This window comes from Rhodococcus sp. no. 34, from assembly GCF_054589475.1.
In genome coordinates this window covers 129,240-140,720 of sequence record NZ_BAAILK010000047.1, presented here as the reverse complement: position 1 = coordinate 140,720, position 11,481 = coordinate 129,240, and the positions used below count along the sequence as shown (strand labels likewise).

At 62.2% G+C, this 11,481-nt stretch carries 12 protein-coding genes and 1 pseudogene; 7 read left to right on the top strand and 6 right to left on the bottom strand.

The genetic code is table 11. The features are described 5' to 3' along the window. Window positions 1-64: 64 nt before the first annotated feature. Window positions 65-1,102, top strand: a complete 1,038-nt coding sequence (locus tag ACYP01_RS26370; protein WP_373938711.1) for a type IV toxin-antitoxin system AbiEi family antitoxin domain-containing protein — start codon at window positions 65-67, stop codon at window positions 1,100-1,102. 36 nt (window positions 1,103-1,138) lie between these two features. Here ACYP01_RS26370 and ACYP01_RS26365 read toward each other — a convergent pair whose 3' ends face one another. After that, window positions 1,139-2,440 carry a class I SAM-dependent methyltransferase gene (locus ACYP01_RS26365; protein WP_003943932.1) on the bottom strand — a complete coding sequence of 434 codons (1,302 nt, stop codon included), beginning with the start codon at window positions 2,438-2,440 and terminating at the stop codon, window positions 1,139-1,141. Further along, a complete protein-coding gene (locus ACYP01_RS26360) occupies window positions 2,437-3,840 on the bottom strand; it encodes an FAD-binding oxidoreductase (RefSeq protein ID WP_042447764.1) in 1,404 nt (467 codons plus the stop codon). Before ACYP01_RS26360 ends, ACYP01_RS26365 begins: the two co-directional genes overlap by 4 nt. Before the next feature lie 338 nt (window positions 3,841-4,178). Here ACYP01_RS26360 and ACYP01_RS26355 point away from each other — a divergent pair, with 338 nt between their 5' ends. Next, window positions 4,179-4,613, top strand: a complete 435-nt coding sequence (locus ACYP01_RS26355) for an SRPBCC family protein (RefSeq protein ID WP_003943959.1) — start codon at window positions 4,179-4,181, stop codon at window positions 4,611-4,613. Between the two features lie 54 nt (window positions 4,614-4,667). Here the strand turns inward: ACYP01_RS26355 and ACYP01_RS26350 are convergent, their stop codons facing one another. From ACYP01_RS26350 to ACYP01_RS26340, 3 genes are all read right to left on the bottom strand, one after another. Then, a complete protein-coding gene (locus ACYP01_RS26350) occupies window positions 4,668-6,179 on the bottom strand; it encodes an alpha/beta hydrolase (protein WP_459683104.1) in 1,512 nt (503 codons plus the stop codon). Then, window positions 6,179-6,475 carry a hypothetical protein gene (locus tag ACYP01_RS26345; RefSeq protein ID WP_021332904.1) on the bottom strand — a complete coding sequence of 99 codons (297 nt, stop codon included), beginning with the start codon at window positions 6,473-6,475 and terminating at the stop codon, window positions 6,179-6,181. The genes ACYP01_RS26350 and ACYP01_RS26345 overlap by 1 nt, the downstream gene beginning before the upstream one ends. An 84-nt stretch (window positions 6,476-6,559) precedes the next feature. Then, window positions 6,560-7,360 carry an Rv3717 family N-acetylmuramoyl-L-alanine amidase gene (locus ACYP01_RS26340; protein WP_003943843.1) on the bottom strand — a complete coding sequence of 267 codons (801 nt, stop codon included), beginning with the start codon at window positions 7,358-7,360 and terminating at the stop codon, window positions 6,560-6,562. A 109-nt stretch (window positions 7,361-7,469) separates the two neighbouring features. Here ACYP01_RS26340 and ACYP01_RS26335 point away from each other — a divergent pair, with 109 nt between their 5' ends. The 4 genes from ACYP01_RS26335 to ACYP01_RS26320 all read left to right on the top strand — a co-directional run bounded on the left by ACYP01_RS26335 (window position 7,470) and on the right by ACYP01_RS26320 (window position 10,569). Next, window positions 7,470-7,808, top strand: a complete 339-nt coding sequence (locus tag ACYP01_RS26335) for a YbaB/EbfC family nucleoid-associated protein (protein WP_003943929.1) — start codon at window positions 7,470-7,472, stop codon at window positions 7,806-7,808. A gap of 12 nt (window positions 7,809-7,820) precedes the next feature. Beyond that, window positions 7,821-8,441, top strand: coding sequence for a recombination mediator RecR (recR, locus tag ACYP01_RS26330; protein ID WP_003943917.1), 621 nt, complete (start codon window positions 7,821-7,823; stop codon window positions 8,439-8,441). Beyond that, window positions 8,441-9,010 (top strand): TetR/AcrR family transcriptional regulator, encoded by a 570-nt coding sequence (locus ACYP01_RS26325; protein ID WP_007731538.1) that lies wholly within the window; start codon window positions 8,441-8,443, stop codon window positions 9,008-9,010. The genes recR and ACYP01_RS26325 overlap by 1 nt, the downstream gene beginning before the upstream one ends. Before the next feature lie 86 nt (window positions 9,011-9,096). Further along, window positions 9,097-10,569, top strand: coding sequence for an MFS transporter (locus ACYP01_RS26320; protein WP_447001108.1), 1,473 nt, complete (start codon window positions 9,097-9,099; stop codon window positions 10,567-10,569). Here ACYP01_RS26320 and ACYP01_RS26315 read toward each other — a convergent pair. Then, entirely contained in the window at window positions 10,556-11,269 is a 714-nt protein-coding gene (locus tag ACYP01_RS26315) for a TetR/AcrR family transcriptional regulator (RefSeq protein ID WP_172827063.1), read from the bottom strand. The genes ACYP01_RS26320 and ACYP01_RS26315 overlap by 14 nt on opposite strands. A 59-nt stretch (window positions 11,270-11,328) precedes the next feature. On the opposite strand from ACYP01_RS26315, the pseudogene ACYP01_RS26310 reads away from it, so the two are divergent. Beyond that, window positions 11,329-11,481 (top strand): annotated as a pseudogene (locus ACYP01_RS26310) (FAS1-like dehydratase domain-containing protein); the annotation flags it as partial.

Here is an 11,481-nt window from a genome sequence, read left to right as displayed (position 1 = left end):
CAGACGAACTCCGACAGCGAATTTCACGTCAGTCCTGTCGGAGTTCGGCCTGACGCTTGGTGCCATGACTACGTCTCATGGTGGAAGCGAGTTCCTCCGGATTCTCGATGCGCAATCCGGTCTGGTACGGCAACAGCAACTCTCGTCATTCGGATACAACCGAGGGATGCTGCGCAACTTTTTGGACCGCGGCGAATGGCAGCGCGTTCTACAAGGCGTGTATGCAGTGACCGCTGGCCCGCTCACCAGAGAAATGATCTTGAACGCCGCTTGGCTTTATGGTGGCCCGCAAGCGATTCTGAGCCACGACACTGCAGCTGAGGAATGGGGAATGCGTCGCATCGACGCAGACAAGCCAGTCCATGTCACCGTGCCGTACGGCAAGTCCGCTCGCTGTCAGTCCGCGACAATCCGCCGAGTTCCAGCGCGAACGTCGGGTGCACTTGTCAGAGTGGGTGGCGTGGTTCACCCCGGGGTAGTCGTCCACCGATCCCGAGCCCACCGATACATCGGCGTGCCGTCAGTCATACCTCGAACGTCGCGGGCGGATACCGCGATTGATCTTGCGACCGCCGAATCCACAGCGCGAAGCGCCTACGTTTCACTCATCACCACAGTGACAAATGCGCGAATTCCGTTGAACGATGTGCGCCGTCGGATTGACGAACGAACACCACATCGATTCAAGGGTGCGCTTTCCGATGCGGTACGACTCCTGGCAGACGGGGTGCACTCAACGCTCGAATACCACTATGCGGTCGACGTGGAGCAGGCGCACGGGTTGCCGTCGGCCAGACGCCAGTCTCCGGTCCGCGTCGACGGCCGCACGCTGTACGAGGACTGCGATTACAGCGAAGTCAGTGTGCCGCTGATCGTGCGTCTCGACGGTCGGTGGGCGCATTCCATGGCAGAAGTGGCATTTCGTGATCGCCGCCGTGACAATGCGGCAGAGCTGGCAGGTCGTCCGCGGTTGGTCTACGGATTCGACGAGGTGATGAAGACCCCGTGCCAGGTTGCGCACGAGGTGGAGACGGTCTTGCGGCGCGGAGGCTGGGTGAGGACGCAGTCGGGTGCCTGCGGCACCTGTGCGCCTTTTTGGTAGTGCCGAATACCAAAAAGGCGCACAGGGGCTTTGCCCCTAGGCCTTCCACCACGGGCGAAGCGGCACATGCGCCTCACCCTTGGGGCCGAGCTTGACGGCCAGAACCTGGTGCAGCTGAACGACATTGCGCTCGAACCCAAGTCGTGAGCCGGCCATGTACAGGCCCCAGACGCGGGCGGTTCCTTCGCCGACCTCGGCGACGCAGGCGTCCCAGTTGTCGACGAGATTCTGGCACCATCCGGCGAGCGTCAGTGCGTAGTGCTCGCGAAGGTTCTCTTCGTGACGCACCTCGAGGCCGACGTTCTGGATCTCGGAGATGATGCGACCCGAACCGGTGAGCTCCCCGTCGGGGAAGACGTACCGGTCGATGAATCCGCCTGCCTTGGCGCTGCTTCGGTTGTCCGGACGAGTGATGCAGTGGTTGAGCAGACGCCCACCCTCACGCAGCTTGCCCTTGAGGAACTCGAAGTACGCCGGGTAGTTTCCGACGCCGATGTGCTCGGTCAGGCCGATGGAGGACACTGCGTCGAATCCGGTCTCGGCCACGTCGCGGTAGTCGGAGAAACGGACCTGGGCGAGATCGGCGAGGCCCTCGTCCTCGATGGCCTTCTGTGCCCAATCCGCTTGCTCGCGAGAGAGAGTCACGCCGATCACCTTGACGCCGCGCCTGGCCGCGTAGCGGACCATCGAGCCCCAGCCGCAGCCGATGTCGAGAAGTCGATCACCCTTCTGGAGTCCGAGCTTCTCGAACACCAGGCGGTACTTGTTCTCCTGGGCTTCTTCGAGCGTCTGTTCCGCATTGTCGTAAGCGGCACAGGTGTACGTCATGGACGGGCCGAGGACGTACTCGTAGAAGGTGTTGGAGACGTCGTAGTGGTGATGGATGACTTCGGCGTCACGAGTCTTGGAGTGACGCAGTCCTTCTGCGACGCGACGCCAGCGAGGGAGATGTTCCTGGGGCGGCGGGGCGATGGGCCGCAACAGATCCCAGCCCAGGGAGCGCGTGATGCTGGCGAGCGTCAGTGCGGACGGGCGCTTGAGGTGGAGTTCGTCACCCATGATGCGCAGGATCTCGTACGGATCACCGGGGTGGACGCCCTCGGCTTCGAGATCGCCGGAGACGTACGCGCGGGCCATGCCGAGGTCACCGGGAGCTGTTGCGAGATAAGTGGTTCCGCGAGTCGACTTGAGGTGCAGTCCGTAGTCGGCATCTTCGGGGCCGGCGGTGCTGCCGTCGTACGCGGTGAATCGAAGCGGCAGCATGCCGTCGGAAAGCGTCTCGAGAATCTCGGCAATAGAGAGCTTGTCCTGGCTTTTGGAGTCTTTGAACGTGGTCATTTACGTTGCACCGCCTTAGAGAATAGATCCAATAAACGGGATTTCGGGTCGTAGCGTTCCTTGAGTCCGATGTACCGGTCGCCGCCGTAGTACAGCTCCTCGAAGTCTTCCTTCGAGTAGTAGGAGTCGGAGTAGAGCGATTTGTGTCCGTCGAAATCGCTGACCTTTTCTTCGATCAGTCGATTTGCTGCCCCCTCGCGCTCACCGGGAACGATCGGCACCGAAGACCAGAAGCCGATGTTGACGTAGGTGCGCTTGGGTTCGAGGGGGTAGAGGGGCCACGGCCGTGATGCAGAAGCGGCGGCCGGGCTTGGCTCACGAAGACGCAACGGGCACAACCACAGTGGTTCGATCGGGATTTCCTCGAGGAACCACGAGACGAAGTCCGCGGTTCGTTCGATGGGTACCTCGACGTCCTGGACGACGCGTTCGCGCGGGGGCTTGCCCTTGCGCTTTTCGAGGCGATCTCCGATGTCGTACTTGTGGTCGAGGGCGATCAGCTTCCAGTAGAAGCTGCTGCGCAGGTACTGCTTGGGCCAGAAGCGCCGGATCTTCGGGTTCTGTGCACCGAAAGCTCGTGAGCACCAGAACCAGTCGGTGTCCCAGCGCCACAGGTAGTCGCGAATGGTCAAGCGATCCGTCTTGGGCTGGGTGAGTGACGAATGCTGGATCGACCGGTAGAAGATGTCCTGGTCGGTGTAATCGCTGACCGGGCCTTCCTCGTCGGTTTGCGCGCCGAGTGTGAGGTAGCTCTCGGAATCGGTGAAGACCACCCCGTCGAGATAGTCGACGGCGATCCCGTCGTACTCGCGCTCGGTGACGATGCGATCCATCGTTTCTTCGAGTTTCTTCAACGAATCGAAGCGCACGTGGCGCAAGGCGACGTACTTCTTGACGGGTTCGAGTGCGATCTTCAATCGCGTCGAATAGCCAAGGGTGCCGTAGGAATTGGGGAAACCGAAGAACAGTTCGGCGTGTTCGCCGTCCGGTGTTGCGGTGATGATCTCGCCGCTTCCGGTCAGTACGTCGATTTCGAGTACCGACTCGTGCGGCAGGCCGTTACGGAACGAGGTGGACTCGATGCCCAGGCCGGTCACCGCACCGCCCAGGGTGATGGTCTTGAGTTGAGGCACGACCAGGGGCGCCAGCCCGTAGGGCAGCGTCGCGTCGACGAGGTCCTCGTACGTGCACATGCCGGCGACGTCGGCTGTGCGCGCCTGCGCATCGACGGCGATGACACCTGCCAGACCGCTGACGTCGAGGCCGGGGGCCGACGTCTTGGCGCGAGCGCGGAACAGATTGGATGTCTTCTTTGCCAGGCGTACAGAAGCATCGGCGGGAATGGCGCGGTATGACGCGAGTAGGCGTTCGACGCCTTCTCTGTGCTGCTCGAACCCCATTTCACGCGCAGCATCGGAACCCGGGCCTTGCTTTGTCCGGATTCGATCTAACTTCTGAACTACCCCATTGAACGAGAGAGTCACACCCTGACGCTATCGGTAGTTGCGTGTGCAAGCTATCCGGAGGGGTATTAATGCCCGAATTTGATCGAGTTGTTGCAATCGAACTCGGTAAATGCTCCGAGTGGTGAACCAGCTCACACGGAATGGGTAGATGGTCGAGATACCCGGGCGCAGCAGGCAGTATGGAAAGGAATATCTGCGCAGTTCGAGGTGCGGATTCGGGTAGTCATTCGCGGTATCGAGCCGCGTTGGTCGAGCAAGGAGACGTAGGGCATATGGGTCAGGTCAATGCAATGAGTTCGACAGTCGTCACAGCAGCACCCGACAAGGTGCTCGCGGCGCTCTCGGACTACGAGACGGTTCGCCCGCGAATCCTGTCCGAGCAGTACCTCGACTACAAGGTCGTCGAAGGTGGCCAGGGTGACGGAACCGTCGCGCAGTGGACGCTCAAGGCGACGGAAAAGCGCTCGCGCAACGTCAAGGCGACAGTGACGGTCGACGGCAACGTCATCACCGAGAAGGACGCGAACTCCAGCCTCGTCACCACCTGGACCGTTGCCCCCAACGGCACCGGAACGACGGTGACGACGCTCACCCAGTGGCAGGGTGCCACCGGTATCGGCGGCTTCTTCGAGCGCACGTTCGCTCCGAAGGGTCTGCAGCGCATCCAGGCCCAGGTCCTGGACAACCTCAAGCGCGAACTCGTCTAACCGATCCTGCATCACCGAGATGGCGTCGTACCTTCACCGGTACGGCGCCTTCTTTCATGGGCCGGTAATGATCCGTCCGAATTCGGTGAGTGCGGGGTTTCCGCTTTCCCAGTAATCGCTGTGAACTCCGAACCCAGGCTCCCCGGGAGATCCGGTGAATACCTGCGCGCCGAATTCCGGATCCGACGGGTCGAACCCGTGGACTCCGAGGATCTTGGGGATCAATTGGACCGGATCCCAGAAGGCCGTCGTCGAATGAACATGGCGAGCCACCTCGTCCGAGTCGACGCCGTCCAGGCTCAGTTCGTTCACGCGCTCGGCATCGACGCCGGGGCTTGCGACAAAAACCAGTTCGTCGACGTCGAGGGAAGCGCCACGGGTAGTCGCAGCACCGATGACGGTGCTGCCGTAGGAATGACCGATCACCACGTTGTGCGAAGGCGGACCGTCATGCGAGGTTCGTAACCCGTCCTGGAAGCTGTCGAGCCTCGGCGCTGCGGAGGTGGCGTACCGATCCGATGCTGCGTCGGGAATGCCTGGGGGAGCGTCGTATCCGGACCACAGGATCACTGATGTGGCTTCCGTTGGCGCTGCCCTGACGGACGCGTCGTACATGGCCTTGGTTCGTTGCAGGTCTCCGCCGACGCCCGACAGCCCGGAGCCGGTTCCGGGAACCAGTGTTGCGACGTTGCCGGCGGCATCGGGATTACCGACTGCCACGACGGCATGCCCATCCGTGACCGAGAGAAGGAACGTGTCCGGTCGAAGTTCGCCGCGCACGGCCGTGTATCCGGCAGCTACCGTTCGATCCGGTAACTGCTCGAGCGCAGAGAGGTACCGCCGGTTGTAGTAGTCCCGGTCGAGGGCGGGAAGGCCGTCGCGGCTACCGATGGACGGATCCCACCTCGCCAACGCGTCTTTCTCGTTGGGCGTGAGCGATTCCCAGAGTCGGTGTAGCTCCGTTGGTGTCCCGGGGAGTGTCGACCTCCCGTCGAGGATGTCGAGGACAGTGCGGTCGAGGCGATCAGGCTGATTGCCAAGGAGTGATCCGATCTCTCGGAATGCCGCACGCAGAGCAGTCGCGGCCCGGTTGTCTTCGTCGTCGAGTGCCGTCAATGCAGTGGAGATCTTCTGCTGAAAAACCTTTGCAGCCGTGGCGTTTTCGGAATCTTGCATGGCGTCGGCCAGATTCCACGGCTGCTTCGTCTCAGGTGCCGATACCGCTCCACTGTCTGACACCGTCAAGCCGTGTTCGAGAGTCGCCTCCCCGACCAGGTCCAGAACTGATTTTCGCGCCGCACCGATCGGATTGGACGCTCCGCCATACAGATCCGCAACTACGCGAACTGCAATCGACAGCCGGGACGAGGAAAGCGAGATGCCAGACCACTGCACTGCCGCCGCGCTCGACGCTTGTCCCTGCCAGAATTCGCGGACGGCGTCGATGCTGCGTCCGGCGTTATTGCCGAGAGCTTCGATCTGCCGGTCGATGTCGATCAGTTCCGAAGCGCTTGTGAGCAATTTCTCCGGTGACCACGTTCGAAGCTGAGAGACGGTGGGCCGCATCAGTAGGCTCCGCGCAGTTCGGACACCACTTCGCCCTCGGCAGCGTCGTACAGACGTGCTGCGGCAGCGGTTCCCGACGCCATGAGTCCCAATTGCGTAGCCAGGTGCCGGTACGCGTCGGCGATGACGCCGGCATTCCCAGTCGACACAGCCGCGACAGCGGACGAGTTCAGGGCCGCCGCGGCTTCGAAAATCGGGCCGGCGGAATCGATCCCCGAGATCTGATCCGCAATTCGAGACAGATCAGCTGAAAGTTGCTGCAGAGCAGCGAAATCTACCTGAAGTATCGGCCCCATGGCAGAACCGTATCCAGGTGAGCGGGCTACTTCGGCGGTGCCGACATACCTGTGGACAAGTGGAATTTCTCCACAGAAGACAGGTCAGGGGGTTGTGAGGAAGGCCGTGACTCCGCTGGTGACGGCGGACGCATATTCCTGCTGACCGTCCGGGCTCGTCATGCGCGCTGCCTCGTCGGCATTTCGCATGTTGCCGAGTTCGACCAGAATCGACGGCCGCTGCGACAGATTGAGTCCCGTCAGATCGGCGCGTGGTGCCAGCCCGTCGTCACCGATGTAGGTCGACGGGGTGAGTCCGGCTGTGACGAGTGAGTCGCGCATGGTTTCGGCAAAGGTGACGGACGGGCCGGCCTGCACCGCGTTCAGCGGGGGCGCGGAGTAGCAGACGTGGAAGCCCTCGGCTCCGGCTGCTGCGCCGTCCGCGTGAATGCTCACCACTACGTCGGCGCCGGAGGAATTGGCAGCTTCGGCGCGTGCGTCGACGCAAGATCCGACGCTGATGTCGTCCGGTCGACTCAGGACCACTGTGGCGCCTTGGCCTTCGAGTTCGCTCTTGACCAGGCTCGCGACTTCCCAGTTGAAGGTGTGCTCGGGGAACCCGGCATCGGTGTTGGTGCCGGTGGTCTGGCAGTTCTTGGTGCCGCCGCGGCCCGTGGGGACCTGGGTGTTGATGCTGTCGTCGTTCGCCCCGCTGTGCCCGGGATCGAGGAAGACGACCTTGCCGGTGAGCGCAGCGGGGACGTCAGCGGCGACAGTGCTCAGCGGAGACACCTCGACCGAAGTCGTGGCCTCGGCAGTCTCGGTCGGAATCGTGCACGCAGCGCTCAGAAGCCCGGCCCCGACCACGGCGATCAGGGCAGTGGAGCGGAACACACGTGATGCCATGTTTGACCCTCTTGACGGTTTTACGGTGTCTGACTGGTTCCGGCGCACCCGCTCACGGTAGCGCGCACCGACTACGCTGGTGGGGATAACTCTGTAGAAAGGACCGCTCGTGCAACCAGGTGGAGCACCCGACATGTCTGCTCTGTTGGCTCAGGCTCAGCAGATGCAGCAGCAATTGATGGCGGCGCAGCAGGAAATGGCTCAGGCCGAAGTGACCGGTCAGGCCGGTGGCGGACTGGTTGTCGCCACGGTCAAGGGCACCGGCGAGGTCGTCGGTCTGCAGATCGATCCCAAGGTCGTCGACCCCGAAGATGTCGAGACGCTGCAGGATCTGGTGATCGGCGCGATCGAGGACGCTTCGCGTAAGGCACAGGAAGTCGCTGCTGAGAAGCTCGGCCCGTTGGCCGGCGGACTCGGCGGAGGCCTTCCCGGTCTCCCCGGCTTCTAGAAACGAGAACGCGTGTACGAAGGTCCGGTTCAGGATCTGATCGACGAACTCGGGAAGCTTCCCGGAGTCGGGCCGAAGAGCGCTCAACGCATCGCTTTTCACCTGCTCTCCGTGGAGCCTCCCGAGATCGACCGTTTGAAAAATGCATTGCAGCGCATCCGTGACGGCGTTCAGTTCTGCACGGTGTGCGGAACTGTCTCCGATCAGGAGAAGTGCCGCATCTGCGCCGACGCACGTCGCGATCGCACGGTGATCTGCGTCGTGGAGGAACCGAAGGACGTCCAGGCCGTCGAGCGCACCCGTGAGTTCAAGGGTCGTTATCACGTGCTCGGCGGTGCGCTCAATCCGCTCTCGGGGATCGGGCCTGACCAGTTGCGTATCCGGGAGTTGTTGGCTCGCATCGCAAATCAGGAGGACGGCGTCGACGTGTCCGAGGTCATCATCGCCACCGACCCCAACACCGAGGGTGAGGCGACAGCTACCTATCTCGTTCGCATGATGCGAGACATTCCGGGGCTGACGGTGTCTCGGTTGGCTTCGGGTCTTCCGATGGGTGGCGATCTCGAATTCGCAGACGAGTTGACGCTGGGTCGGGCATTGTCCGGCCGTCGTGAATTGTCGCGGAACGCTTGATGAGCGGCACGGAGCAAGGTCAGCAGGTGCGTCGTACGTCCGAGCAGACGCGTGCGCAGATCATCGCGTCGGCCGGGAAAGCATTCGCGACTCGGCCGTACCGCGAAATCACGCTCAAGGACATCGCCGAAGACGCAGGCGTCAGCGCACCGCTGATCATCAAGTACTTCGGTTCCAAAGAGCAGTTGTACGACGAGTTGGTCGACTTCCGGGCAGCGGCGGTCACGGTCTTCGATGCCCCGAACGACTCGCTCGGCGAGCGCATGGTCTCGCTGTTCACCAAGCCGTTGGAGTCGTACAAGCCGCTGTCCATGAGCTTGTTGTTCATGAGCGGCGTCAGTGAAGAGAGCAACCGCAAGCTGCGCGAGAACTATTCGACGCAGATGATCGACACCCTCGCCGCTCGCCTGTCCGGCCCCGACGCGAGATTGCGCGCCGAACTGGCGATGTCGATGGTGGTCGGAGTGGCGATCATGCGCCGACGGATGATGGCCGGCCATGCCACCGGCACCCAGGACGAGGTGGTTGCGCTGTACGCACCGCTGGTGCAAAAGCTGCTCGACGGGTGAGCGGCGTCACAATTCTTGCTAGGTAAATATCCGTTCACCTAATGTGGGTGAACGGATATTTACCTAGTGGGAACAGGCGGTGTGGGGTGACGACGCTCGACCGTCCGCCGGGCACGCCTGCAGTCACCACCTCCGACGCGGGACTCGCGCAGCCGCGCTCCCGCTTCCTGTTCCCCATCGTTGTCGCCGCCGCAGTGTTCCAGGCTGTTCTGCAGACGGTCATCGTTCCACTGCTGCCGGAGTTGCCGCACTTCACCGGCGCTGGACGCACGGCCGTGTCCTGGCTGGTGACCGTAACGCTGCTGGTCGGCGCCGTCGTCACTCCCATTTTCGGCCGGCTCGCCGACATGTTCGGCAAGAAGAAGATGCTTCTGGTTGCCTTCTCGATGATGACTCTCGGCTCGATGTTGTGTGCGCTGTCGTCGGACATCGCTGTCCTCATCTTCGCGAGAGCGTTGCAGGGAGCCGGGTCGGCGGTCATCCCCATCGGAATCTCCATGCTGCGTGACGAATTGCCACGCAACAAGGTCAACGGCGCAGTGGCGATGATGAGTTCGACGCTCGGCGTCGGAACCGCTTTGGGCATACCGTTTTCTGCGATGATCGCGCAGTACTCGAACTGGCACGTCCTGTTCTGGGTAACCACCGCCATCGGGCTGTCCGTGACTCTTGCTGCGGTGCTGTTCATTCGAGAGTCCGAGCCGAATCCGTCGGGAAGATTCGACGGCGTCGGGGCTGTCGGTCTGAGCGCCGCGATGATCGCTCTGCTCGTGCCGATCACTCAGGGGTCGAGTTGGGGATGGACCAGCGGAGCGGTGATCTCCATGCTGGCCGCGTCGGCGGTGCTGTTCACGCTCTGGGTAATTCAACAGCGGCGCAACGTCAATCCGCTGGTCGACGTCCGCGCTCTCGTGAAACGTGCGGTGTTGATCCCGCATCTGGCGGCTCTGCTGGTCGGGTTCGCATTTTTCGGGAACACACTGATCACTACACAACTCCTCCAGGGGATGAAGGGGCCGGGCGCCGGGTACGGCCTGTCGATCATCGCAGCAGCGCTCTGCCAGATTCCGGCGAGTATCGCGATGGTGCTGTTCTCACCGGTTGCGGTGCGGATCACCGACCGCTTCGGTTCACGGACCGCGATGTTGACCGGTGCCGTGTTCCTCGCCGGCGGGTACGGGATTCACGCCGTTGCCGGTAAGCCGCTGTGGGGAGTGGTTGCAGCACTGGGCATCACAGCAGTCGGGACCGCCATCGTCTACAGCACGCTCTCGCTGCTGATTCTGGTTGCCGTGCCTCGTCAGCGACTGGCGGCAGCCAACGGGGTGAACTCACTTCTGCGGACGTCCGGAAGCACGATCTGCAGCGCGACGGTGGCAACGATCCTCGCCGCGTTCGTGATCGGCGGTTCGGAACATTCCACGTCGTGGACCGGATTCTCCGTCGCCTACCTGGTGTGCGCGGGCTGCGCGGTGGTCGTATTCGCGGTGTCGATCCTGTTGCCGCAGGGGCGAACCCCGAAACACGTCGATCTGCCGGATCTCGTCAGGCGACCCTGAATCCCGAGAGGAAGAGTGTGATCATCAGATCCGCGAACTCGTCGGTGGTGTACTTCTGGCGATCCGGCCAATGCGTTGTCGACCACAAGGTGTCTCGTACCGATCGATAGAAAATTTCCGGAGCCACGTCTTTGCGGAAGATTCCCTGATCGACGCCTTCGGCAATCGCTTTCATCCAATGCTCGCGGACTTGGCGGGAAGGCCCGTCGACGGATTGCAGGAGATCGTTGTCGCGAAGATAAGCCCGATCGTTCTGGTAGATCGCCGTCGGGTGCGGGTGTAGTTCGATGACGACCAGCGTCTCGCGGATCAGGCCGCGCAGGACTTCCTCGGGGTCGTTTGCCGTCTTCTCCACCTGATCGAAGCGGAGCTGAATGTCGGTGATGAAGCCGCGCATGAGCTCGGCAACTATCGCATTCTTCGACTTGAAGTAGTGGTAGAGGCTGCCCGAGAACACACCGGCGGCGTCGCCGATCTCGCGAACGGTCGTGGTGGCGACACCCTTTCTGGCAAACAGCTCGGCTGAGCTCTCCAGGATCTTCTCCCGACGATCTGGTGATGCCACTGAAATCTCCACTGGTTGTCGGTCCTGCTCAGGGCAGGGTTTCGGGGGTGCCGGGCTGCCGGCGTCGAACGTAGCGCAATCCTGCCTGATGGCTCCGGCTCGAACCAATTCGTCGGTGAGATCGCGTGTTTCCACTTCCGGATTCCTATGCTAGCTTCAAAATCAAGCGCTTGCTCAACTTTCGTTCACGGAGGATTTCAGTGCAGAGCCTGCAGACGCAGTTTCCGAATTTCATCGGCGCAGAGGCCGAACCACCCCGCGTCGCCCGCTACGCCGTCAACGAGGCGATGATCCGCAACTGGGTCGAGGCGCACGACGACCGCAACCCGATCTACGTCGACGCCGAG

What these genes read in the sequence shown, in the direction of transcription:
- ACYP01_RS26370 (WP_373938711.1), top strand. Translation starts at nt 65, where the DNA reads ATGACTACGTCTCATGGTGGAAGCGAGTTCCTCCGGATTCTCGATGCG.
- ACYP01_RS26365 (WP_003943932.1), bottom strand. Translation starts at nt 2,440, where the DNA reads ATGACCACGTTCAAAGACTCCAAAAGCCAGGACAAGCTCTCTATTGCC.
- ACYP01_RS26360 (WP_042447764.1), bottom strand. Translation starts at nt 3,840, where the DNA reads ATGGGGTTCGAGCAGCACAGAGAAGGCGTCGAACGCCTACTCGCGTCA.
- ACYP01_RS26355 (WP_003943959.1), top strand. Translation starts at nt 4,179, where the DNA reads ATGGGTCAGGTCAATGCAATGAGTTCGACAGTCGTCACAGCAGCACCC.
- ACYP01_RS26350 (WP_459683104.1), bottom strand. Translation starts at nt 6,179, where the DNA reads ATGCGGCCCACCGTCTCTCAGCTTCGAACGTGGTCACCGGAGAAATTG.
- ACYP01_RS26345 (WP_021332904.1), bottom strand. Translation starts at nt 6,475, where the DNA reads ATGGGGCCGATACTTCAGGTAGATTTCGCTGCTCTGCAGCAACTTTCA.
- ACYP01_RS26340 (WP_003943843.1), bottom strand. Translation starts at nt 7,360, where the DNA reads ATGGCATCACGTGTGTTCCGCTCCACTGCCCTGATCGCCGTGGTCGGG.
- ACYP01_RS26325 (WP_007731538.1), top strand. Translation starts at nt 8,441, where the DNA reads ATGAGCGGCACGGAGCAAGGTCAGCAGGTGCGTCGTACGTCCGAGCAG.